19 protein-coding genes and 2 pseudogenes are annotated in these 24,779 nt (G+C 51.7%); 8 read left to right on the top strand and 13 right to left on the bottom strand.

Annotated elements, in window-relative coordinates; translation table 11 throughout:
* Positions 1-40: 40 nt before the first annotated feature.
* A pseudogene (locus FDW96_RS01315) lies at positions 41-991 on the bottom strand (Rpn family recombination-promoting nuclease/putative transposase).
* A gap of 230 nt (positions 992-1,221) precedes the next feature.
* Here FDW96_RS01315 and FDW96_RS01310 point away from each other — a divergent pair.
* The 3 genes from FDW96_RS01310 (at position 1,222) to mdtM (ending at position 4,303) form a co-directional block, all read left to right on the top strand.
* Positions 1,222-2,037 carry an AraC family transcriptional regulator gene (locus FDW96_RS01310; protein ID WP_137365113.1) on the top strand — a complete coding sequence of 272 codons (816 nt, stop codon included), beginning with the start codon at positions 1,222-1,224 and terminating at the stop codon, positions 2,035-2,037.
* Positions 2,038-2,085: 48 nt separating this feature from the next.
* The gene (locus tag FDW96_RS01305) at positions 2,086-2,736 is read left to right on the top strand and encodes a LysE family translocator (RefSeq protein ID WP_042312589.1); all 651 of its coding nucleotides are present in this window, start codon (positions 2,086-2,088) and stop codon (positions 2,734-2,736) included.
* Between the two features lie 325 nt (positions 2,737-3,061).
* A complete protein-coding gene (gene mdtM / locus FDW96_RS01300; protein ID WP_061382832.1) occupies positions 3,062-4,303 on the top strand; it encodes a multidrug efflux MFS transporter MdtM in 1,242 nt (413 codons plus the stop codon).
* Positions 4,304-4,387: 84 nt separating this feature from the next.
* Here the strand turns inward: mdtM and FDW96_RS01295 are convergent, their stop codons facing one another.
* From FDW96_RS01295 to FDW96_RS01285, 3 genes are all read right to left on the bottom strand, one after another.
* Entirely contained in the window at positions 4,388-4,948 is a 561-nt protein-coding gene (locus FDW96_RS01295; protein WP_079934429.1) for a DUF1440 domain-containing protein, read from the bottom strand.
* Between the two features lie 238 nt (positions 4,949-5,186).
* A complete protein-coding gene (gene metC / locus FDW96_RS01290) occupies positions 5,187-6,377 on the bottom strand; it encodes a cystathionine beta-lyase (RefSeq protein WP_137365112.1) in 1,191 nt (396 codons plus the stop codon).
* 31 nt (positions 6,378-6,408) lie between these two features.
* Entirely contained in the window at positions 6,409-7,641 is a 1,233-nt protein-coding gene (locus FDW96_RS01285; RefSeq protein ID WP_042312598.1) for a dicarboxylate/amino acid:cation symporter, read from the bottom strand.
* Between the two features lie 219 nt (positions 7,642-7,860).
* Between FDW96_RS01285 and FDW96_RS01280 the strand changes: the two genes are divergently transcribed.
* The 3 genes and pseudogenes from FDW96_RS01280 to FDW96_RS01270 all read left to right on the top strand — a co-directional run.
* Complete coding sequence (locus FDW96_RS01280) at positions 7,861-8,787, top strand: LysR family transcriptional regulator (protein WP_061382829.1); 927 nt, start codon at positions 7,861-7,863, stop codon at positions 8,785-8,787.
* Between the two features lie 75 nt (positions 8,788-8,862).
* The gene (locus tag FDW96_RS01275; protein WP_212732843.1) at positions 8,863-10,143 is read left to right on the top strand and encodes a DUF445 domain-containing protein; all 1,281 of its coding nucleotides are present in this window, start codon (positions 8,863-8,865) and stop codon (positions 10,141-10,143) included.
* Positions 10,139-10,327: pseudogene (locus tag FDW96_RS01270) on the top strand (MFS transporter); the annotation flags it as partial. The gene FDW96_RS01275 and the pseudogene FDW96_RS01270, both read left to right, overlap by 5 nt.
* Before the next feature lie 243 nt (positions 10,328-10,570).
* Here the strand turns inward: FDW96_RS01270 and FDW96_RS01265 are convergent.
* From FDW96_RS01265 to uxuA, 5 genes are all read right to left on the bottom strand, one after another.
* Complete coding sequence (locus tag FDW96_RS01265; RefSeq protein WP_061382827.1) at positions 10,571-11,578, bottom strand: porin; 1,008 nt, start codon at positions 11,576-11,578, stop codon at positions 10,571-10,573.
* Positions 11,579-11,766: 188 nt separating this feature from the next.
* Positions 11,767-11,970, bottom strand: a complete 204-nt coding sequence (locus tag FDW96_RS01260) for a hypothetical protein (RefSeq protein ID WP_042312608.1) — start codon at positions 11,968-11,970, stop codon at positions 11,767-11,769.
* A 637-nt stretch (positions 11,971-12,607) separates the two neighbouring features.
* On the bottom strand, positions 12,608-13,381 hold the full coding sequence (gene uxuR, locus FDW96_RS01255) for a Uxu operon transcriptional regulator (RefSeq protein WP_061382826.1): 774 nt from the start codon (positions 13,379-13,381) through the stop codon (positions 12,608-12,610).
* A 133-nt stretch (positions 13,382-13,514) separates the two neighbouring features.
* Positions 13,515-14,990: a fructuronate reductase gene (locus FDW96_RS01250; protein WP_137365110.1), complete on the bottom strand. Its 1,476-nt coding sequence runs from the start codon at positions 14,988-14,990 to the stop codon at positions 13,515-13,517.
* Positions 14,991-15,070: 80 nt separating this feature from the next.
* On the bottom strand, positions 15,071-16,255 hold the full coding sequence (gene uxuA / locus FDW96_RS01245; protein ID WP_137365109.1) for a mannonate dehydratase: 1,185 nt from the start codon (positions 16,253-16,255) through the stop codon (positions 15,071-15,073).
* Between the two features lie 261 nt (positions 16,256-16,516).
* Here uxuA and gntP point away from each other — a divergent pair, with 261 nt between their 5' ends.
* The gene (gene gntP, locus FDW96_RS01240; RefSeq protein WP_038636883.1) at positions 16,517-17,860 is read left to right on the top strand and encodes a gluconate permease GntP; all 1,344 of its coding nucleotides are present in this window, start codon (positions 16,517-16,519) and stop codon (positions 17,858-17,860) included.
* Between the two features lie 49 nt (positions 17,861-17,909).
* Here the strand turns inward: gntP and FDW96_RS01235 are convergent, their stop codons facing one another.
* Genes FDW96_RS01235 through FDW96_RS01225 form a run of 3 tightly spaced genes read right to left on the bottom strand, consistent with a single transcriptional unit; the run spans position 17,910 to position 20,755 of the window.
* Positions 17,910-18,605, bottom strand: a complete 696-nt coding sequence (locus tag FDW96_RS01235; protein WP_137365108.1) for a lactate utilization protein C — start codon at positions 18,603-18,605, stop codon at positions 17,910-17,912.
* Positions 18,598-20,025: a LutB/LldF family L-lactate oxidation iron-sulfur protein gene (locus tag FDW96_RS01230; RefSeq protein ID WP_079225573.1), complete on the bottom strand. Its 1,428-nt coding sequence runs from the start codon at positions 20,023-20,025 to the stop codon at positions 18,598-18,600. The genes FDW96_RS01235 and FDW96_RS01230 overlap by 8 nt, the downstream gene beginning before the upstream one ends.
* Before the next feature lie 10 nt (positions 20,026-20,035).
* Positions 20,036-20,755: a (Fe-S)-binding protein gene (locus tag FDW96_RS01225; RefSeq protein WP_042312620.1), complete on the bottom strand. Its 720-nt coding sequence runs from the start codon at positions 20,753-20,755 to the stop codon at positions 20,036-20,038.
* Positions 20,756-21,335: 580 nt separating this feature from the next.
* On the opposite strand from FDW96_RS01225, the gene FDW96_RS01220 reads away from it, so the two are divergent.
* The gene (locus tag FDW96_RS01220; protein ID WP_137365107.1) at positions 21,336-22,889 is read left to right on the top strand and encodes an L-lactate permease; all 1,554 of its coding nucleotides are present in this window, start codon (positions 21,336-21,338) and stop codon (positions 22,887-22,889) included.
* Positions 22,890-23,332: 443 nt separating this feature from the next.
* On the opposite strand, the gene FDW96_RS01215 is transcribed toward FDW96_RS01220, so the two are convergent.
* Positions 23,333-24,598 carry an aromatic amino acid transporter gene (locus tag FDW96_RS01215; RefSeq protein WP_042312624.1) on the bottom strand — a complete coding sequence of 422 codons (1,266 nt, stop codon included), beginning with the start codon at positions 24,596-24,598 and terminating at the stop codon, positions 23,333-23,335.
* Between the last annotated feature and the right edge of the window lie 181 nt (positions 24,599-24,779).

The raw sequence follows: 24,779 nt of genomic DNA, 5'->3' as shown, positions 1-24,779 counted from the left end.
CGGTGTTTCCGTGCAGGCAATTAGGCGGTTTAAGTCATATCTAATGGCTTACGCCCTGAATATCTTCAACGGAAAGCCGGGTAATTTTTTGTACTGTGCTGATATCGATGCCATCTGCCAGCATGGTGCGGGCAATACGTAGCGCCTCATCATGTCGCCCCTTTATCAGTCCTTCTTGTTTACCTTCTTGTTTACCTTCCAGCTTGCCTTCAAGCCATCCTTTTTGAAATCCTGCCTCATGTAATCTGTCTGCGATCGTCATCAAATGCTCCTTGTACTGCGGTGAACGTTCGGCAACCCCGCGAATAAACTCACTGAATCGAGGTGCATCGCCAGTTCGTAAAATATAATTAAACAGCGTCTTTATCTGAGTGTCATTAGTTAGTCCGGTAAGTAGCAGGGAAACTATTTGCTCGACCAATCCCATAAGATCGCGTTGACGGATATGTTTTTGGATTAACTCCAACAGCGCCATACGTCGATGCTGCACAATTTAGTCATCCGGTATGACCGTAATATCCACCAGCGGAAACGCCGCTGCATACAGCTGACGAGCCAGCTTCGGGTTAGCAAACTCATCCAGCCAGCACAATGAATAAGGGTACGGGCTTTTAGCGCCGTGATAGAACAGCATCGGCACCACCAGCGGCAACTGCTGATGCCCAGCATCTAAATGTTTCTGCATGGCTGCTACCGCATAGCGCATCAGTCTGAATGCCATATGTGCATCCGGTGTGCTTTGGTGTTCAATCACCACATAAATATATCCAGCTCCATCCATCGTATTCACCGACCAAAGCACGTCGGAATAGTACGCACGTAAATTCTCTTCAACGAAACTGTTTGACTCGAGTTTCAGCGTCTGAAGATCGCAAAGTTCGCGTAGCGAAGCGGGAAGATGTATTTGCAGAAAATCCCGTGCGGTCTCAGGGTGACGTAAGAACGTTTTAAAGACCGCATCATGCGGGGTAGAAGTCGTTGCTTTACTCATGGCGATCCATCACCTGGCAATAAGATGCCGTGACTGTAGCGCTGGCAAGCCACACCCTCATCTGCAAATTTCTCTCTTTGCGAGACGATTTCAGAGATAAAAAGGTCCCTTTGTAATGTCTGCATTGGTCTGGAACGCGTCCCGCAGAATTACAACCTCAATGCACATTCCCGCTTTTTCGCCGCACGCCCTGTGCTATAACAAATCATCACTTTCATGGAGAGCACGATGTGACGCATACCCGGGATATTCCACAATCGTTCTGGCGTGATGAGCAGTTGCCGTGGCTGGAGCTACGCAGCACCTGGCAAAGCCAGCAGGCCTATAAACGTCATCATCATTCTCAGCTCTCGATTGGGGCGATTCTTGAGGGTGAGACTTGCTGCCAGTGTGATGGCAAAGAATACCTCCTGAGTTCAGGCGATCTCATTGTGATCCCATCGCTGGCACCTCACAGCTGTAACCCCGTTAATGGGCGGTTTCGCAGTTACCATATGCTCTATCTTGATGCCCAGTGGTGCCTGAACCATCTGCCTGCGCTGAGCAGCAATCAGCAACTTTACCCACGCAATCCTGTTATCCGCGATCCGCAATTATTCCAGCGTTATTTACGCCTCGTGGCGCTCATGCAGCGGCAACAAACGACACAGATAACCGATGCCGCGCAGGCACTGCTGCGCTCGCTGCCGTTGCAATCAGTAAAAACGGAACACCTTAGCCCAGCCAGCGCATATCTACGTGAACGGCTGCAGTCCAGTTTGCTTGCGCCTCCCTCGCTGGACGAGCTGGCGTATGAATGCCGCATACGTAAAGAGACGCTGATCCGTAACTTTAAGCAGGACACCGGCCTGACGCCGGGGAGTTATCTGAATATCCTGAGAGTTGACTATGCCCGCCAACGGCTGCGTGCGGGGGACGAAATTGCGGATGTCGGCTACCAGAGCGGGTTTGCCGACCAGAGCCATTTCCATCGCACCTTTGTGCGCTACACCGCGGCCACACCGCGTCAATACGCATTAGGACGATCAATATCAGACAATAATTAGCGCGGCGTCAGGCGTAGGGTGAACTCGGATTCCTTCTCTGAGGTCATTATGTCGCTGCTTTCCTTACTTTTCCCTTCTGCTTTTCCCGCGCTGGCGCTGGCGCATTTTGTCGCACTCCTCAGCCCGGGGCCGGACTTCTTTTTACTGGTCGGCTATGCCGTACGTTACCGGATGCGCGGCAGCGCCGGGCTGTGCGTGGGGATCGCCCTCGGCAACGGGCTGTATATCATGCTGGCGATTATCGGTTGGGGGATCCTGCGCCAGCTTCCTCTGCTGTTTACGGTTATTGAGCTGTTGGGCGCACTCTATTTATTGTGGATTGGCAGCCTGTTGATACGCAGCCGCCCACAAACGCTGACCGGAGCAGACGCCCAGTCTACCTGTCCAGGGTTTGGCAAACAGCTGCTGCTGGGGTTAGCATCGTCACTACTCAACCCGAAAAATGCGTTGTTTTATCTGGCGCTAATGACCGCTCTGCTCGGCCCGTCGGTGACGTTGCTACAACAAAGCGTGAGCGGGATATGGATGACCAGCGTGGTGCTGTTCTGGGATTTGCTGATCGTGATGTTCATCGGTTTACCGCAGATCCAGCGACGGTTAACCAGCGGGATAGTGTGGGTAGAACGTATCGCCGGCGGCGTATTGGTCATCTTCGGTTGTGCCATCGCGCTGCGTTTTTTGCAGAGCATCGTACTCTGATTAACGTGGCGATTTTCTGCAAATAAACCGGATAAACTCGTTTAATTAATATCCAATCCGCATTACACTGCGGATGGTCACTACCCGTTCAACTTACTCTTCCTGAGGTGCGATGTGCTGATTGTTACCTGTAATCGTTACGCTTTCTGACCCCGCGTTAGTGAGCGTTTCTCCTGTTTGCGCTTCACGCAGACAGCGTTTTTGATTACATGAAATTCAGTACATTTGCAGTCTGCTTTTATTCTGTTATCGGTCTGACGTCTCAAAGACGGTATTGAATTTCGCTATTCCCGTTGAGGGTTTTCTCCCGACAAGGAGCTGTTTTATGCAACGGATTCTCGCGTTTTTCTCCCAACGCGCTACGACGCTATTTTTTCCTATTGCGTTGATTTTGTATGATTTCGCCGCCTATCTGTCGACGGACTTGATCCAGCCCGGCATCATTAATGTCGTCCGCGATTTCAACGCCGACGTCAGCCTGGCACCCGCGGCGGTCAGCCTCTATCTGGCGGGTGGTATGGCGCTGCAATGGCTGTTAGGACCGCTTTCTGACCGGATTGGCCGCCGTCCGGTACTGATTGCGGGAGCGCTAATTTTTACGCTCGCCTGCGCTGCCACATTGTTCACCACCTCGATGACGCAATTTCTGGCCGCCCGTTTTGTGCAAGGCACCAGCATCTGTTTTATCGCCACCGTCGGCTATGTCACGGTGCAGGAGGCATTTGGGCAAACAAAGGCCATCAAGCTAATGGCGGTAATCACCTCTATTGTGCTGGTTGCACCGGTTATCGGCCCGCTCTCAGGAGCGGCGCTGATGCACTTTGTACACTGGAAGATCTTGTTTGCCATTATCGCCGTCATGGGGCTTATCGCACTCATTGGACTCACATTAGCAATGCCAGAAACCGTCCAGCGTGGCGCGGTGCCGTTCAGTGCGCGCAGCGTAGTGCGTGATTTTCGCGACGTTTTCCGCAACCGGGTATTCCTGTTTGGCGCAGCCACGCTGTCGTTGAGCTATATCCCGATGATGAGTTGGGTGGCAGTCTCACCGGTGATCCTCATTGATGCTGGCGGCATGACCACATCCCAGTTTGCCTGGGCGCAGGCACCAGTGTTTGGCGCGGTGATCGTCGCCAATATGGTGGTCGTGCGCTTCGTGAAGGATCCGACCCGGCCACGCTTTATCTGGCGAGCGGTTCCCATTCAGTTGAGCGGGCTGGCGGTATTGATTGCTGGCAATTTACTGTCGCCGCACGTGTGGTTGTGGTCAGTGCTGGGGACCAGCCTGTATGCGTTTGGCATTGGAATGATCTTCCCAACGTTATTCCGCTTTACACTATTTTCCAACAACTTACCGAAGGGTACGGTTTCGGCGTCGTTGAATATGGTGATCCTGACGGTGATGGCGGTTTCTGTCGAAATTGGGCGTTGGTTATGGTTCAACGGCGGCAGGATTTCGTTTCACCTGCTGGCGGTGGTGGCAGGTATTGCCGTCGTGTTCACGCTGGCAGGCTTACTGAAGCGCGTACGTCAGCATGAGGCAACCGCGTTAGTCACAGAGAGTTAATCTTCTATGAACCGCCCCCATTCGCGAACACTGGTTTTGTGTTTAGCGGTTGGGGGCAATCCATCATAGTGCATCAACTTTTAATCATCTGACGAGAGATAACGGAACTTCCGCATCGGGTTCATGCGTGATCCGATTACGCAGGTCACGACGAATCATTTCAATGACCCAAAACCAGAAAATATGTCCAATAATTTCCGACACATATTCATCAAATGGTAGCTGAGACAAGGGCGGCGAAAGATGAAGGGCGGGAATGAAGATGCCATGAACCGCCACCGTCACGATTAAACCTGCCAGTACCCCCTGCCAAAGTTTAACTTTTGGAAAAATTTCAGCGGCAACGCAATATCCGACTGCAAACACTAATGAAAATATGATGTGCGTGACCATAACCGGATTAATCACATGTTCAGAAAAGGTATAGACCGTTTGCGTGGGGTCAATCCCTAAATAGTCTCGGAGAAAAAGGTACGGAGGATTAAACTCATTTCTTCCCAGAGAAAATGTCCTGGGTGGAAGCGGAACTTCGGCTCCCCACTTAACAAATGCAGAAAGTACGCCGGAAACGATACCGACTAACACGGCAACGCCATAATGCCGGCGTTCCGTCGGTGTCCGTGAGAATAAATCTTTCAGCTTCATAACTCATCATCCCTTATATGCCATAACACTTAAAACCAGTGGCTATGCTACCCAGGAGGGATGCTAAAAATTGTGATAAAGATTACTTTTGATAAAAAATGATCTTAAATGACTAATTATGAGTTAATTTGATTGTGAATATAGCGTCATCACAAATGTCGTACAGGCGTTTTATCCGGCCTACTGGGTTACGTAGGCCGGATAAGCATCAGCGCCATCCGGCAGCGAATGTGTTACTTCACGCGATGCGCGCAAACCCCGCTTCCAGATCGGCAATCAGATCGTCAACATCTTCCAGACCAATATGCACCCTGACCAGCGTGCCGCTGAAATCAACCTCTCCGGCCGGGCGAATGCTGTTCAGCTCTTCCGGTTGATTCGCCAGAATGAGTGACTCAAATCCGCCCCACGAATAGGCCATATGGAACAGCGAGAAGTTATCGAGGAAATTCGCCATCTGCTCATCGGTCAGTCTCTTTTTCAGCACAAACGAGAACAGGCCAGAACTTCCGACAAAATCACGTTGAAAATACTCATGTCCCGGACATTCCGCTAATGCCGGATGATTTACCCGCGCCACTTCCGGCCTTGCCGACAGCCAGCGGGCAATGTGAATACTGCTCTCATGATGCTGCTTCAGACGTACCGCCAGCGTACGTAATCCGCGGCTACCGTTGTAGGCTGTGTCGGCATCCAGCGTTTGCCCCATCAGATAGGAGTTCTCACGCAAACGGTCCCAGCAGCGGGCGTTAGACACCGCCGTTCCCAGCATGCCGTCCGAATGACCTATGGTGTACTTGGTTCCTGCCTGAATGGAAATATCCACCCCGAAATCCAGTGCCTTGAAGAGAACGCCCGCCGCCCAGGTATTGTCGATCATAATGACAATCTCCGGGTTCACCGCGCGGATAGCCTGCACCATTCCCGGCACATCCTGGACTTCCATCGTGATAGAACTTGGTGATTCGAGGAACACCACCTTCGTTTCCGGACGCAGAAGATCAACGATCCCAGCCCCAATTAACGGATCGTAATACGTTGTTTCCACATTAAATTTACTCAGGATCTTATTGCAAAAATCCAGGGTTGGCTCGTAGGCCGCACCCGTCATCAAAATATGATCGCCGCTTTGGACGAACGCCAGAATCGCATTGGTCACCGCTGCTGCTCCACACGGATACAGCGCGCAGCCGACACCGCCTTCCAGCTCACTCATGGCTTTCTGGAAGGCAAAATGCGTATAGGTTCCGCGACGACCGTAAAACAGTTCGCCGTTCGCACGGTTGGCGGTGGCAAATTTCTTATCCTTCACGGTATCGAACACCAGTGAAGAGGCGCGTTGGATCACCGGATTCACCGCTCCCTGGGTATAGCGTTTGTCGCGACCAGCAACGACCAGATGCGTTTCAAGCTTCATAGCGTCTTTCATAACTTCTCCTGTTCTTAATCCGTGTGAAAACCTATACCACCGCAGCAGTAGAGTTTATTTCAGTGTTGGTCTGCTTTTTTCCAGCGAACCGTTCGACAATCTGTGCCGCGTTCAAATCATGGATCACGTTAATCAATGTAGCCGGTGCATCAGTGATCGTCCCCAGTACCACCAGCATCGGAATCGCTTCCATCGGCAGACCCAACGTGGTGACGATAAAGATCTCGCCAAGGAACGCCCCACCTGGTACGCCGCCGACGATAATGGCGGAGAGCACCGCAATCAGCATCGTCAGGAAGAAGGTTTCGGTGGTGAACTCCATACCCAGCACGGAATAGATAAAGACAATTTTCAGTGCGGCTATCATCGCCACACCGCCTTTATTCAGGTTTACCAGCAGCGGAATGGAGACATCAACGATTTCCGGGTTGATCCCCATCGCTTTACCGGCGCGCAGCGTCACCGGTAGCGTGCCCAGCGAAGAACAGGTTCCCAGCGCGGTCGCAGAGGGTTCAATCGCATTACGCCAAAAGGCTTTCACCGCCGGAATACCGCCGCCAATGTACGAATAGAGAATAGAGCCAAAAACAAAGTAGACCAGCGTAGCAACCATAAACAGGCCAATGGCGCGGGCAAAGGTTAGCAACAGAGCAGAGTCCTGGCTGGCCATGGTGGCGGCGAAGTAGCAGCCCAGACCAATCGGCGCAACCTTCATGATGATTGAGACGATCTTCATGATCACCGTGTTGGCATCTTCCAGCAGTGAGGCAATGCGTTTCCCAGCCTGATCCGATTGGCCAATCGCCACACCCGCAATGATCGCCATCACGATCAGCGCCAGGATATTGGACTTAGAAAACAGTCCAATAAAGTCGCTGGTGGTAATCATGCTTACAAAATCCATCTTGCCGCTGCCCGCCTGCACGGACTGCGAGAGATCGATAGTGACGCCCTGCGCCGGGTTATACCAGAGCGCCAGCGCGACGATCCCGGCAGCCGGAATAAAGGCCATGGCGATCGAAACAATAAAGATTATCGCCATAATGCGCCCTAACCTTTTCAGGTCGGTCATACTGGCGATCGAAGACATAACGCTGATCCCCACCAGCGGCACAATAATCATAAATAACAGGTTTAAGAATATCTGACCTATTGGCTGGAGTTTACTTGCCAACGATGGGGCATAAATACCTAATATGCCGCCAATCACCAGAGCAACTAATAAAATAATCGACGATCTATAGGGTTCGAGTCGTGACCACATAATCGGTACCTTTAGAATAATAATTAATGAGATTAAATTCACAATGTGATGAGTTTCCGTTGCGCCTCCTGTTATTTTGTGACGTAACTCACCTAAGTTGTTATTTTTTCATTTTGCCAGCAACTTGTTGCCTGTGATTCAATAGTTGCATGTTTAAAAGCCGAATGTAACGGCCTGGTCGTACCGTTTTTGCAAATCACTTGTGAATTAAAGGAAATTATGAGTACGCCAATTTCACTCAAGCATCTGGAATTTTTTACGAAAATCGTCGATTGCGGGGGGCTGTCAGAAGCCGCGGCGCAGCTCAACGTCTCGCCGTCTGCGGTCAGTAAAAGCCTGGCCGCGATGGAAGACACGCTGAGGACGACGTTAATTAAACGCACCACCCGCAGTATTACCCTGACCGACGCCGGGCAATATCTCTTCAACCGCGCGAATAAGCTTTTGAAAGAATTCGATGAAACGCTGAATACCACTTCCGGTTATTACCACAGCCCACAGGGTGAATTACGTATAACTTGCTCAATTGCGTTTGGCTATTCCCGACTGGTGAACCTGGTGGATAAATATCGCTCTCAGTTCCCGGATGTGAATTTGTATATCGACCTCAACGATAACTTCGTGAATCTGAACGAAACAGATTTCGACATCGCTCTGCGCATTTCTACCGCACCGCCGCAGAACTATGCCATGCGCAAGCTGGTGCCTGTTCGCTGGGCGTACTGCGCCTCACCTGGCTACCTTGCCAAAAAAGGCATGCCCCAGCGCCGCAGCGATCTGGTCCACCATGATTGCCTGGTGTATCCGGGTCTCACGCCAGTGTTGAAAGTGGCTGATGAACAGGAACGTCTGCATCAGCTCAAACTCCATATGCCGATCCAGGCCAATAGCAGTCTGGTATTACTGAAGTCGGTACTGGAAGATCAGGGCGTGGCGTACTTGCCGACCTACCTGATTGGTGATCATATTCAAAAAGAAGAGATAACGCCGTTGATGCTCGACGGCACGATTACCTGTGAAACTCACGCCCTGTATGCGCTCTATTTTCCCAGTAAGTACAGCAATCCCAAGGTACGATCGTTTATCGATTTTCTGGTAGCGGAACTCGGTCCCTTACCCGCCTGGGACAACTGGATCCCGGAGTAAGATCTGGCCCCCTAAAAATGAGGGCCGCACCACAATTTTTGCGCGATCCTGTCGTCTGGCTCTATTCTTAAGCCTATGAATAAAATTACTGAACTCAAACGCGCCAAGCGACTGGCGCTCTCATTGCTGCTGATTGCCGCCGCCACTTTCGTTATCACGCTGTTTCTGCCGCCTAACTTCTGGGTGCTCGGAATCAAAGCGATCGCTGAAGCGGCGATGGTCGGCGCACTGGCGGACTGGTTTGCCGTGGTGGCACTTTTTCGCCGGGTGCCGCTCCCGTTTATCTCGCAACATACTGCAATTATCCCACGCAATAAGGATCGGATCGGGGAAAATCTCGGACAGTTTGTGCAGGAAAAATTTCTCGACACTCAGTCCCTGGTTGCGCTGATCCGCCGCCATGAACCGGCGCTATTGATCGGAAACTGGTTCAGCCAGCCGGAAAATGCCCGGCGTATTGGCCAGCACCTGCTGCAAATTATGAGCGGTTTTCTCGAACTGACCGACGACGCGCGCATTCAGCGGCTGATCAAGCGGGCGGTGCACAAGGCCATCGATAAGGTTGATCTCTCAGAAACCAGCGCATTGATGCTGGAAAGCATGACCAAAAACAATCGCCATCAGGTGCTGCTCGACACGCTGATCGCCCAACTGATCTCTCTGTTACAACGCGACAGCTCGCGAGCGTTTATCGCCCGGCAGATCGTGCACTGGCTGGAGACCGAACATCCGCTGAAAGCGAAGATCCTGCCGACCGAATGGCTGGGCGAGCACAGCGCCGAGCTGGTTTCTGACGCCGTAAACTCCTTGCTGGATGACATCAGCCACGATCGCGCCCATCAGATCCGCCACGCCTTCGATCGCGCGACGTTTAAGCTCATCGATAAGCTCAAACACGATCCGGAAATGGCCGTGCGAGCGGAAAGCCTCAAAAGCTATCTGAAAGAAGACGAAGCCTTCAACCGTTATCTCGGCGAGCTGTGGGCAGACCTGCGTCAGTGGCTGAAAACCGACATCAACGCCGAGGATTCTCGCGTGAAGCAGCGCATTGCTAATGCCGGGCAGTGGTTCGGCGAAACGCTGGTTGCCGACAGCGCCCTGCGCGCTTCATTGAATGGGCATCTGGAGCAGGCCGCGCATAAGATTGCGCCAGAGTTCGCCACCTTCCTGACGCGCCACATTAGCGACACAGTGAAAAGCTGGGATGCATGCGATATGTCACAGCAAATTGAGCTAAACATTGGCAAAGATTTGCAGTTTATTCGCGTCAACGGCACGCTGGTCGGCGGTTCTATTGGCTTGCTGTTATATCTCCTGTCGCAAATTCCTTCCCTGCTGACGCTGGCGAATCTTTAAAGGGACCACCTCGCTGGTGATGCCGCTCGCCCGTCAACTTAGCGTGCCGCGCAATATTAATCTGCTGGGAAGCGGTGCTCAGGCCATAATTAACGCCACGCTGTGTGGTGCCGTTGCGTTGTTTATTGCTATGATTATTAGCTTCACGCAATTATATAAACAGCGTTTCGGTAAACCTAAATAACGAACAAAATACCCGCCAGGAAAATTACAATTCACAACCGTTAATTTATAAACGCACTTTAAAATGCGTAAAAATGGACATTTTGACTCAACATCACCACCGTCTTCAGATAACACATATATCCTGGTTTAAAAAAATCACGCGGGTTACTAATCCTGATCGGTTTAACTTGCTCCTTTAAAAGCAGGTAGATGTAAAAAAGGCGTCTTACAAAAGACGCCTTTTACATATTATCACAACAAATTAGAACTGATAGGTCAGACCCGCAACAACCTGGTTGTCACCGTCAGCACCATCAAGCAGGTTAATTTTATAACCTACATCAGCAACCATATTTTTGTTGAAGTAGTAGTCCGTACCCAGCGCCACATATTCGGTCAGGTCATTATTGTTGTTGTCACGCGTATGGACGTAGGCCACATTCGGACGCAGACCAAAATCAAACACATACGCAGCCATCGCTTCAAAGTGCTTAGCTTTGTCCGCATCCTGAATCAGGTTGTGGGACTCACCGTACATCGTCGCTACATAGATGGCGTTAGCATCATACTTCAGGCCAGCGCCCCAGAATTCTGCGTTTTCGCCATCCCAACCATTCTGTTTCTGCTGAGCAGTCACGGAACTGGTGGTGTAGGCCGCAATCGCAGACACGCCGGAATCGGCGATATTGTCGTAGCCCAGGGAGAAGCCGTAGCCATTGCCGTGCTGTTTCGTCGGATCCTTATCGGTATCATCCTGACCCTGATATTGCGCGCCCAGGCTCAGGCCATCAACGGCACCAAACAGATTTTTGGTGCGGAGTGTTGCAACGCCAGAAGTGCGTGTAGTAAGGAAGCGGTCAGTATTTTCATAGGAGTCACCGCCGAACTCTGAAAGAGTGTCAGTGTAAGCTCCCACGTCGTAAGCGATACCGTAGTTACGACCGTAGTCAAAGCTAACGTCATGGCCATAATCCAGACCAGCAAACGCCAGACGTGTATTAACACCATTCTGAGAACCTTCTGCTTTAGCGGCATCAAACTGACTTTCAAACTGACCATAGCCAGTCAGTTGATCGTTGATTTGAGTCTCACCGCGAAAACCCAGACGTGCGTAGGTGCCGTCAGCATCGGTGCCGTCAGTCCAGGAGTGGACCGCTTTCACTTTGCCGTACAAATCAAGTTTGTTGCCATCTTTATTATAAATTTCCGCTGCATGAGCGGTAGTGATGCCTAATGCCATCACTGCTAATACCACTGCTGACTTTTTCATATTTTTACTCACTTTTAATTGTGAATTTTGCTATCAACTTTGTTATGAAGGCAGAAAGTCCTCATAAAAAAGCCCCCTGAATACCAAGGGGAGAAATCAATAACACACCAATAAAGGCAATAATGAAGTGGCAATAAATAATTCACTACTCAGATTTCATTCAAAATCCGGAATAAGGTCAGCCAGGTTTACTCTTGATTCTCGCCCTGGTTAATAGAGCGATGTAGCATTAACGCCTCAGCGATAATGTCTTGTTTACTTTTTCGCGTTTCAAATGCCAGCGTTCGGACATATTCCCACAGAGAATTATCAACACGGGCACTTAAAAGAACCATATCTTTAGATCGGGTACCCCTGGCTTTTCGGATATCTGGATAATCTCGAGAAGGCATCGTCATCATCTCCTGAACGCAATAAGACGCTTATGGCGATGAAATATGCAGTCAGTGTAAAAACATGTCAACGGTAAAAAACATTCACAATCGTAATAAAACTGTTAATAAAAAGCAGAAAAATGGAACGATATTTCAAGTGAAAGATAACTTGTTTATAGAATAATGTGTAATTTTAACTTTACATATATTCATTTTTATTCATTTGATTAAAAACGCTTAAAGCATTGACAAGAACAATTGCACTTAATCAAAACATCATTACAGCCAATAAGTTACATACCGTTATTAATGTCTACTTTTATGCGAACTGCTTGTTTTTATGTACTGTTATGCAAAGCGGTTCTATCCAAACCACTACCGGAATCACTTTGATTCTCACTTAATGCTGACCTGTTTTGTCTAAAAATACGCACGAAAAGGTAAAAATAAGGTAAATAACCCATTTTTTCGCATGCAAAATTAAGTTATTTTTAATTGATATAAATCAATTTACGTCGTGGAAAGACGACGAAAAAATCTCGGCTGAGGTGTCAGACAAAATTTTTTATGTCCAATTCAGCACGATAAAATGGGAATAATCACGAGGGAAAGTACCACACGGATCGAAGCTGCCCGTGTGGCTGAAGAAAGAAAATCAGGCGTTAACTTTATCCAGCGGCCAGGACTCGAACAGATAGCCATCAAAGTCGATATCATCGACATTTGAAAATTCCAACAGCCGTTGTTTGACGTTTTCCAGATGCTGCCACATTGCCAGCTTGGCCGCGCGGGCGTCCTTTTTAATTAACGCCGCCAGGATCTGCTTGTGGTCGACCATCCACTCTTTACGGTAATGAGTATCATCGAGGTGGCTATGAAGCTGGATCCACATCGGGTTGTTCTCACGCCACTGCCATGACTGGCGAAATAGCTCCACCAGCATGCTGTTATGCGTGGCTTCAGCAATCGCCAGATGAAACTGCATGTCACCGCTTTCGGATCCATTCGGTTCGCTGGAGGCCAGCTCACGCTCTTCCAGTTGCAACGCCTGACGCATTTTCACGATATCTTCGCGAGTGGCCTGCAGCGCGGCAAATTCAGCGATGTTGCTTTCCAGCAACTGGCGTGCCTGCAGCAGTTCAAACGGACCGGCATCGTTGCAGTGATTTGCATCGGTACTGTCGATACTCTGCGCATCCGCACTGTCGAGCACGTAGATTCCGGCACCGCGACGTACGTCCACCAGTCCTTTAATTTCCAGCATGATTAATGCTTCGCGTACCACCGTGCGAGTGACATTGAGCATCTCAGCAATTTCACGCTCCGGCGGCAAACGCTCACCGGGCTGGTACGGCGTCTGGACAATCAGATCGCGGATCATGGCACCCACTTCCTGGTAGGGTCTTTGTTGAGAAGTGTTCGATTTCATCGTGTTATGTCCGTCAGAAGCGTGTAATCAGATACGGTGAATAGGTATCGAACTATAGCATTTGCGGCAAGTCAAAAACAGAAAACGGGTCAACCAAATCAGTATTTTGATTGACCCGTCATAGTTCGGGGAATTAAGCGTCAGCGCTTAGCGCGGCAACACACTCACGCGCGCCCAGCTCGCACAGTTGTTGATAGATGGCGACAACCGTCTCAACAAAGTCGGCGTTTTCCGCTAAATCATGGCCAAAAATACCGCTCAGCCCCAGCAGCGCCGTCACGCGTTCAGCCCCCTGGTATTGTTGGTTAATACGCTGGAATTCAGCCAGCATTGGGTCAACAACATCAATGGCCTGCCCCTGCTCATCCACGCCGTGGGTATAACGCATCCAGCCCGCGACGCCAAGCGCCAGGTGACGCCAGTCGCTGCCGTTTTGCAAATGCATACGTACCGGATCCAGCAGGCGCTGCGGCAGTTTCTGGCTGCCATCCATCGCAATCTGCCAGGTGCGGTGGCGCAGAGACGGGTTGCTAAAACGTTCGATCAGCAGCGTCGCGTAGGCGTTGAGATCGGTGCCTTCCGGCATCGCCAGCGTCGGCGCCTGTTCCTGCATCATCAGTGCAAACGCCGCTTTGCGATACGCGGGATTCGTCATGGTATCGGCGATAGTTTCATACCCGCCAAGATAGCCCAGATACGCGAGGAAAGAGTGGCTACCGTTAAGCATGCGCAATTTCATCATTTCAAACGGCACCACATCGGCAACGAATTGCGCGCCGACTTTATCCCAGTCCGGACGACCGTTGACGAAATTGTCTTCAATCACCCACTGACGGAACGGCTCACAGGCAATAGCACACGGATCGTAAACGCCCAACTGGTCGGCAATTTCCTGCAACGTTTCTGGCGTCGCTGCCGGAACAATGCGGTCTACCATGGTGCATGGGAAGGTGGCGTTAGCTGCAATCCACTCCGCTAACTGCGGGTCGCGCGCCTGCGCCAGGCCCAGCACCGCGACTTTCGCCACATGACCATTTTCACGCACGTTATCGCAGGACATCACGGTAAAGGCCGCCAGCCCCTGCTCACGACGCAGATGCAACGCCTGTACGATGTACCCAATCGCCGATTTCGGCGCGGTTGGGTTCGCCAGATCGTGCTTAATCAGTGGGTTATTGAGATCTAACTGGCCGCTGGCAGCGTCGGTGCAGTACCCTTTTTCCGTGACCGTCAGCGAGACAATCGCCGTCTGCGGGCGCGCCATGGCCTGTAAAATACCGTCGCAACCGTCAAGATCCGGGTGCAGCGCTTCTTTCATCGAGCCAATCACTTTCAGCACGGTGTTGTCCGCACCCTTTTCCGCCACGGTATACAGCAGTTGCTGCTTGCGCAGATTTTCAATCAGTACGCAGTCGTTACCCGGCATCAGGTTAACTTCACAGATACCCCAGTCGCTGTCGGTGGTTTCCAGCAGATGGTGGGTGTACAGCGCCTGATGCGCGCGGTGAAAAGCACCGCATCCGAGGTGAACAATACGGGATTGCAGGCGAGAACTGTCCCATACGGGGCGCGCAACCGGCAGGTTGCTATTGGCAATTGTCGTTGTCATCGTGAACTCCAGAAGCCGTTGGAATACCAACGGAAGAGAAAAGGAAAAAGCCGGCCAGACAGGTGACCGGCAAATCTGCTTTAACGGCTGAAGAAAGCGCGCTGGATAGCCATTTCAACACCGCGTACTTCCGCCAGCCCCTTCAGGCGACCAATCGCGGAGTAGCCGGGGTTGGTTTTCTTTTTCAGATCGTCAAGCATCTGGTGACCATGATCCGGCCGCATGGGGATCAGATCCTCTTTACCCTCAGCTTTACGACGTTGCTCTTCTTCGACGATCGCTTTCACCACTTCGTACATGTCAACGTCGCCGTTAAGATGCGCCGCTTCATGGAAAGTTTTCGGGTTATCTTCACGTAGCGTGGAGCGCAGATGGGTGAAGTAAATGCGCGGACCAAACTGTTTGATCATATCAACCAGATCGTTGTCCGCACGGACACCGTAGGAGCCAGTGCACATGGTAAAACCGTTCGCCATGCTGCTGACCGTATCTACCATCCACTGCATATCTTCCACGGTGGAAACAATACGCGGCAGGCCGAGGATCGGGCGCGGCGGATCGTCGGGATGGACCGCCATACGCACACCCACTTCTTCTGCCACCGGAATGATCGCTTTCAGGAAGACGGCAAAATTCTCGCGCAGCGCAGCTTTATCGATATCTTTGTAACGCTCAAGGTGCTGACGGAACTGATCGAGGGTATAGCCTTCTTCCGCGCCAGGCAGACCGGCGATGATATTGCGGGTCAGACGCGCTTTGTCTTCCTCGCTCATGGTGGTGAAGCGTTCATTCGCCTGAACAATTTCTTCGGCGGTGTAGTCCGCTTCCGCGCCCGTGCGTTTGAGGATATGCAACTCAAAGGCGGCAAATTCAATCTGGTCAAAACGCAACGCTTTGGAGCCGTCCGGCAGGACGTATTCCAGATCGGTACGGGTCCAGTCGAGAACCGGCATAAAGTTGTAGCACACCGTACGAATGCCGCACTGGGCCAGGTTACGCAGGCTCTGCTGGTAATTGGCGATCCACTGCTGATAGTTGCCAGAACGGGTTTTAATGTCTTCGTGGATCGGCACACTTTCGACGACCGACCAGACCAGGCCCGCCTGCTCAACAATCGCTTTGCGCTTTAGGATCTCATCAACCGTCCACACTTCCCCGTTCGGGATATGGTGCAAGGCGGTGACAACGCCCGTGGCACCCGCCTGACGCACATCCGCTAAGGTGACCGGATCGTTAGGGCCATACCAGCGCCATGTCTGTTCCATGTTTTATTCCTCGTTTACGTTATGGACTCGACGATATGGCGCATAAATTCCTCCTTTTGGTATTACATGTCAACCTCAGCGCCAAAATTGGTTAACCAAATCACACTGAAAGGCGTTGAGATCCTATGTATGGCGCAAAAACACACGGTAAATATGTAAACATGTAACGCAATGTGACATCTATCGCATCAATGGTTAACCAATATATGTAACATCTCAACCAAAATCATAATGGTTCAACCAAAAGAAGGTAGACGTTTTATGCACGTTCTCAATATTCTGTGGGTCGTATTCGGCATCGGTCTGATGCTGGTACTTAATCTAAGATTCAAAATAAACTCGATGGTCGCCCTGCTGCTGGCGGCGCTCTCGGTCGGTATGCTGGCGGGTATGGATTTAATGGAACTGCTGCACACCATGAAATCCGGTTTCGGCAGTACGCTGGGAGAGCTGGCGATTATCGTGGTATTCGGGGCGGTCATCGGTAAGCTGATGGTTGATTCCGGGGCGGCGCATCAGATTGCCCATACGCTACTGGCGCGCCTCGGCCTGCGCTATGTGCAGCTGTCGGTGATCATTATTGGTCTGATCTTCGGCCTGGCGATGTTCTATGAAGTGGCGTTTATTATGCTGGCGCCGCTGGTGATCGTTATTGCTGCAGAAGCGAAGATCCCCTTCCTCAAGTTGGCGATTCCCGCCGTTGCCGCCGCCACCACCGCTCACTCCCTGTTCCCACCGCAGCCTGGCCCGGTGGCGCTGGTTAACGCCTACGGCGCTGACATGGGCATGGTCTACATCTACGGTATTCTGGTGACCATTCCGAGCGTGATCTGCGCCGGGCTTATCCTGCCGAAGTTTCTCGGCAACCTCGATCGCCCGACGCCTTCATTCATGAAAGCCGACGTCCCGGTTGACCAGAACAATCTACCGTCATTTGGCGTGTCTATTCTGGTGCCGCTGATCCCGGCGATCATCATGATCTCCACCACCATCGCCAATATCTGGCTGGTAAAAGGGACACAAGCGTGGGAAGTGGTCAACTTCCTCGGCTCTTCACCGATTGCGATGTTCATCGCCATGATTGTTGCCTTCGTGCTGTTTGGTACCGCGCGTGGTCACGATATGCAATGGGTCATGAACGCCTTTGAAAACGCGGTGAAAAGTATCGCTATGGTGATCCTGATCATCGGCGCGGGCGGCGTACTGAAGCAGACCATCATCGATACCGGCATTGGCGACACCATCGGTATGCTGATGTCGCACGGCAATATTTCTCCGTACATCATGGCGTGGTTGATAACCGTGCTGATTCGTCTGGCAACCGGCCAGGGCGTGGTTTCAGCCATGACGGCGGCGGGAATTATCAGCGCAGCCATCCTCGACCCGGCAACCGGTCAACTGGTGGGCGTCGATCCTGCGTTACTGGTGCTGGCAACGGCGGCAGGCTCCAACACCCTAACCCACATCAACGATGCCTCGTTCTGGCTGTTCAAAGGCTACTTTGATCTGTCGGTGAAGGATACGCTGAAAACCTGGGGTCTGCTGGAACTGGTGAACTCCGTGGTGGGCCTGATAATCGTGTTGATCATCAGCATGATTGCATAACGTCTGTCCCGCTCTGGCCAGTCGCGCCAGAGCGGTTTTCCATCCTGTCTTAGCAATCCTCAATAATCAGATACACCGCCTTCACCGGGCCATGCACCCCAACCACCTTGATAAGCTCAATATCCGCCGTCGAACTGGGTCCACTGATAATGTTAATGCACGACGGCATACGCTCACCGGCCTGCGCTTTCTGATGCAGTTTTTCTGCCAGTTGCGCCACGCGTGGCAGGATGGTGCTTTTACGCAGCACGAAAATCGACGACTCCGGCAACAGGCTCAGGGAACGCCCACGCTCCGGCGCAGAAAACAGCACCACGCCGCCGGACTCAGTCAGGCCATACTCGGCATAGACCACGCCGACTTTAGCCTGCTCGGCCTGGGTAATATTTTCGCTACCGCGCGCCGGGTCCCAGACCACGGCGTTACATGCCTGCTGTAAGCGTTCGGTAATGCCCAGTTCCACCAGCCGACTGTCGCCGCTCAGTACCACCGGTTGCGACCCCAGCTCCTCACACAGACGGAGCGCCGCGTCTGCCGCCTGATCCTCGCGGGTCAGTTCACAGTGGGCCAGCATCACCTCGCTGGCAAACTGGATAAACGCCTCGCAGCGCAGCTCGGGGCTCAGTTCGGTCAGGCGCTCGTTGGCATAGTTGTTAACCGGCGCGGCATCCGCTTGTGGCTCGAAACGCAGCGGGCGACCCAGCGCCTGGGCGACGGTGTTTAAAAATGCGGTACGGTTATCCATTTTTTTTCTCCTGCGCCTGATGTTTCTTAAACCAGCTGCGGAAACTCTCGCCGTCAGCATCAGGCAGATCGCGCGCCTCCATCCAGTCACCAATCGCGCCAACCTTAAGCGGCGTTTTACCGCCATTGATAAACCAGCTTGCCGCGTGGGCCCCGGCCATCATGCCGACCTTCCACAGCCCTGGATGGCTGTTGGCATAAGCGAACATTTTGATCGCCCGTCGCTCGGCTTTCGGGGTAATGCCCTCCTCGGCCATCACCCGGCGATGACGCAGGATCAGTTTTGACAGAGGGATCCGCACCGGACAGACGCTGTCACAGGCCGTGCACAGTGAACAGGCATACGGCAGGTCTTTAAAATCTTTATAGCCGCCGAGCAGCGGAGAGATCACCGCGCCGATGGGGCCTGGATAGATAGAGCCATAGCCGTGCCCGCCGATATGACGATACGCCGGACAGGTGTTCATACAGGCCCCGCAGCGGATACAGCGCAGCACATCACGAAACTCTGAACCCAGCACCTGCGAGCGCCCGTTATCGACAATCACCAGATGAAATTCTTCCGGTCCGTCAACGTTATCCGCCTCACGCGGGCCGGTCAGCCAGGTGTTGTAGCCCGTCAGGCGTGCGCCCACGGCGCTGCGCGCCAGCATAGTGATCAGCACATCCACATCGGCAAACGTCGGTGCGATACGCTCCATACCCATTACCGCAATGTGCGTTTTCGGCAGCGTGGTGCACATGCGCGCGTTACCTTCGTTGGTCACCAGACACACCGAGCCGGTTTCCGCCACGGCAAAGTTGCAACCGGTAATACCGATTTCGGCACTCAGGAAATCCTCGCGGATCTTCTGGCGAATGAATAAGGTCATGGCTTCCGGCGTTTCCGGGCCGTCGTAGCCCAGACGTTCGTGCAGCACACGGCGGATCTGATAGCGATCTTTATGAATAGCTGGGACCACGACGTGCGAAGGCGGATCCTGATCCAATTGCAGGATGTACTCGCCGAGATCGGTTTCGATCACCTGAATTCCGGCATCCTGCAGCACATGGTTAACGCCGATCTCTTCGGTCACCATCGACTTGGACTTCACCACTTTCTTCGCATTTTTATTCTGCGCGACCTGCAGAATGTAGCGGGTGGCCTCTTCTTTGGTTTTGGCGAAATAGACGTGCCCGCCGTTTTGCGTCACTTTCTCGGAGAGTTGATACAAGTAAGCATCGAGATTGCTCAGAACGTGATCGCGGATCTGGCTGGCACGATCACGCCAGTCTTCCCAGTGGCCTAACTCATCGACCATTTTCTGTCGATTCGCGCCGATACGCTCCTGCGCATTGGCCACGGCTTTGCGCATGATCGGGTCTTCAATCTGCTGACGAATGCGCAGTTTAAATTCTACATCGCTGGTTTTTATCGACATTTACTTTCCCTCAGCGGCTCATCAGCACTTCAGCAATATGCATCACTTTGACCGGCTGACCTTCCCGTTGCAGTCGACCGCCAATGTTCAGCAGGCAGCTGACGTCTGCGCCAATCAAATATTCCGGCTTCGCATCCATCAGGTGGAAAACTTTCTCTTTCACCATCTCGCCGGATATTTCAGCCATCTTGACCGAGAACGTCCCGCCAAAGCCGCAGCAGGTGTCCTGATCGGCAAACGTCAGCAGTTCCAGCCCGCGTACGTTTTTCAGCAATGTGAGCGGCTCTTCCTTCACCCCCAGCTTGCGGGTCAGGCTACAGGAGGGGTGATATACGGCACGGCCATGCAGACTGGCGCCGACATCCACCACGCCGAGTTTGTTGACGATAAAAGAGGTAAGATCCTGCATACGCGCGGCAACGTTCTCAGCACGGATCGCCCACTCAGGTTCATCGGCCAGATAGGTCGGGTAGCTTTTTACCGCATAGGTGCAGGAGCCTGCCGGAGAGATAATCGGATCGTCGTTATCTTCCAGCGCGGCGATCAGGTTTTTCATCCCGGGGATCGCTTCTTTAATGTAACCGCTGTTGATGGCTGGCTGACCGCAACACCCTTGCTTCTCGGGGAAATTCACGCGACAACCAAGTTTTTCCAGCAGCAATACGGAGTCTCGTGCCATCCGTGATTTCAGTGCGTCACCAATGCAAGTAACAAAGAAATTTACATTCACAATAACTACTCCATTGCTTCATTTCTGTTTATTGCGCTTGATATTGCTATATCAAGCAAAGGTTCAATCGTCTTTCACACCCAGTTTTTCGGTTTGCTCGTTTTACTAATGCCTGGGTTCATAATGATGCTCAGATCGTTTTCCTTTGATGGCGACTCCCCATTTCTTATATCAGGACAATCGCAAATGTCTGCATTTTCATTTGTATGACAAAACAAAATAATCCCCTAATCGACTCGGACATGCAATACCCAGGTTTATTTATTTCGGCATCGCTCACATTTTTATATTTAAAATCACAGCATTATTAACACCTTAACAATAGTTTCAGGGGATAACTATTCTCGTCACTACCATTATCAAAGAGGTTGTTAAATAACTACTTATGGGTATTCAGCTTGATCTTAAGTATATTTACACGGCGCTAATTCTTAATTAAAAGATTACAATAGTTACAAAACCACAAATCATAATTACTTTATCCACTGAAGCGATTCAGTTTACAGCTTTTATTAATTCAGCAAGGTAGCCTCCCCGCCATAAATATAAATCAGGTTTAATGAACCAATCGGGAATAGCAATGAACGAATATTTTATGTTTGCCCTGGCACTCTCTCCGTTACTACTGATGGTATTTTTAATATTAAAATTGAAAATGCCCATCCATTATTCTGTGCTAATCTCTTTAGTATTCACCGCCGCGCTATCGGCACTATTCTGGGAAATGCCCGTACAGAATTTGAAAGCCGCGATAGGCTATGGCGCACTGAAGGGATTATGGCCGATCGTGATTGTGATCCTCGGCGCTATCTTCAGTTATAACGTCATGCAGGCGACCAAAGCGCTGGATATTCTGCGCGACATTCTCGCCAGCATTAGCGAAGATAAGCGTATTCAGGTGCTGCTGATTTCATGGTGCTTTGGCGGATTTCTTGAAGCCGCGGCAGGTTATGGCACGGCGGTCGCCATCCCGATCGGCATTCTTATTGCGCTCGGATTCAACCCGCTGAAGGCGGCGATCGCCTCTCTGGTGGCAAATACCGTTCCCACCGCATTCGGCGCGGTCGGGATCCCGGTTTCTATTCTGGCGGAACAGGTTAATCTGCCGGTTTATACCTTAGGCGGAACCATTATTTTGCAGCTGGCGCTGTTTAATATCCTGCTGCCGTTTGTCATTGTCTGCATAATTGGCGGTGGCCTGAAAGCCATTCGCGGCGTATTTCTGATCACGCTGATGTGTGGCATCACCACGCTGGTTCCGCAATATTTTGTCGCTATCCATCTTGGCGCGGAATTGCCCGCCTTTGCCGGGAGCCTGGTCAGCCTGCTTGCCGTCGCGATGGTCAGCCGCCTGCGCAAAGGGAAAACCGATCCCGAATGGCGCATTGAGGTCAGCCATACCCGCGAAACCACGCCGCGCTCGGCAAAAGTGTTGTTCCGCGTGGGCTCTATCTATCTGTTTATTTTTGTCTTTATCCTGCTGTGTTCGCCGCTGTTCCCGACGATAAAAGCTGCGGCGTCCCAACTGGCCTCGGTACTGCATTTCACGCTCGCCGACGGCAAAACGCTGGCGCTGAAAGTTGAATGGGTGACCACGCCGGGGATGCTGATCATCTTTGCGACCATTATCGGCGGTTTTATTCAGGGAGCATCGGCACGTGGGATGCTGGAAGTGTTTATCAAAACTATTTTCCAGCTTAAAAATTCCATTGTGGCGATTATGGCGATCGTCGCGCTGGCCACGGTGATGGATCTCAGTGGGATTATCTCCACGCTGGCCCAGTCGATTGTTGATTTGACCGGCAGCTCATACGTCTTCCTCGCCCCGGTGATTGGCGCGCTGGGCACATTTATCACCGGCAGCGATACCAACTCGAACATTCTGTTCGGTAAACTGCAAACCATTGCCGCCAGTAAGCTGCATATCGATCCCAACTGGCTGGCGGCGGCCAACACCTCCGGCGCAACGGGCGGAAAAATGATTTCACCACAGAGCATCGCCATCGCAGTTTCGGCTACCAAAATGGACGGTCAGGCCAACCAGATAATGTCTGGCACCATGAAATACTGCTGCGCCTACATTGTGATCCTCGGCCTGAAAGTCGGTCTCTTTTATTACTGGTTTATGGCGTAACCCGTTGTCAACCCCGCCAAATTCGCGGCAATCGTATTTGACGAAGCGGTGACCATAAAGGTTTACACCGCCCCGGGATCGGAACGAGGTGACAGGCTTTACGATTTGTCGGCGCTGACTAAAATAGCGCCGATGTTTCAAATCGAGGATTGTTGTTATGTTGTTCTGGAAAAAGATGGTGAAGAAGTTCGACGCCTTTTCTGCGTTGATCCCACCACGCTACTTCCGCGTGTAATGCCTGATGGCGATTCGCTTATCAGGCCTGCGTTTCACGCTCATTTGTCGGCCGGATAAGGCGCAAGCGCCGCATCCGGCAACTAGCCCCCTTTCACTTGCGCAGCCCGCACGCCCTTAACACCCTGACCCACAGACGAAGCCACGCAAAACGGTAGACCAGCGGATGCTGAAATCGTAGCAATGTCATAAACATAACGCCTCCTGCGCTAGCGAAACGTTGGCAGCAGACCAAATACGTCCAGAACCACCGTCAGATAGACAACCGCCCCACAAATAATCACCAGGTTGAGCACGGTGTTATTACAGGGCGCGGTATAGCTGGCGGTCGGAAAACGCTTCCGCGCGGCTTTCACCAGGAACGGCGGCAGGATCACACTCCAGATGGTAAAGGCCAGACCGGCGTAACCAATCGCGTGCACAAAACCGTTCGGGAAAAAGAAGCACACGGCGGCTGGCGGGAAGTAGGTCACCAGTGCGGTTTTCAGGCGGCCCATGCCGTCATCCGGGAAATGGAAAAGATCGGCGATATAATCAAACAGGCCAAGCGTCGCCGCCAGCAGGGAACTGGCGACCGCGAAGTTGCCGAAGAAGGTCAGGATTAGATCCATATAACGGCTGGTGAACAACCCGCTGATGGCTTCAACAAACACGTCGATATTGCCGCCTTTAGCGATAATCGGCGGGAATGCGGAACGGCTAATGTTGCCCATCGTAACGGCTAACCAGAAGATATACAGCAGCAGGGCAAACAGCGTGCCGATGATAATAGAGCGCGTAATATTCGAAATCCCGCGCGTGCCATACAGCTTGACCAGGCTCGGCACGTTACCGTGAAAACCAAACGAGATAATGCAGAACGGCAGCGTCATCAGGATATACGGCAGATACTGCGAATTAGGCAGCGCCACCGCTACGCTGTCGACAAGTTTTGCCACTTCGATATGGCCTACCAGTCCGGAGAAGGTGGCAAAGAACGCTACAAACTTACCGATAATCAGCACGGTAGTGATGCGTCCAACCAGCAACGAGCTGTACCAGGCAATCGCCCCAACCAGCATACTGACGATAATCACCGAGATATTTGCCGGAAAACGTACGCCACTGTATTTGAATACGGTTTGCGCCATCACTGCCGATGAACCGGAGATATAGGCATAGGTCAGAATATACAGCACAAAACCGAAAGCGATACCCACCACGATATTCCACTTACGGCCTAATAAATCCTGGGTAAAGGTATTAAAACTGGCACCAGCGCCATAATGCAGGTTAACTTCAACCAGCATCAGGCCGGTTAATAACATCATGATGGCAATAAACAGAAGAATAACCGACGCACCGGGGAACCATACGCCAGCCATCGCAATCGGCAGGGAAAACATTCCGCCACCCACTACGGTCGCGATAACCAACATGGTTCCGCTAATCAGTCCGGGGGTACTACTCTGTCGCTCAATGGCATTAATATCCATGATAAATGTTCCTGTAGACTATTCGTTATAATTACAGCTGTCATTTGTACATCATGCGGATAATAAAAATGTCGGAGTCAGGGTTTACTTTTTTTAGTTATGTCACGGTAACGGGCACCGCAAAGGCTTCCTGTTCATGGAAAAGAAATACAAAAAAGCCCCATCCTGAGATGGGGCCATA

This window comes from Citrobacter sp. TBCS-15 (genome assembly GCF_005280815.1).
GTDB classification, from domain to species: Bacteria; Pseudomonadota; Gammaproteobacteria; order Enterobacterales; family Enterobacteriaceae; genus Citrobacter; species Citrobacter werkmanii.
The sequence above is the reverse complement of the archived record's forward strand: the minus strand, read 5'-3'. Positions and strand labels throughout refer to the sequence as shown.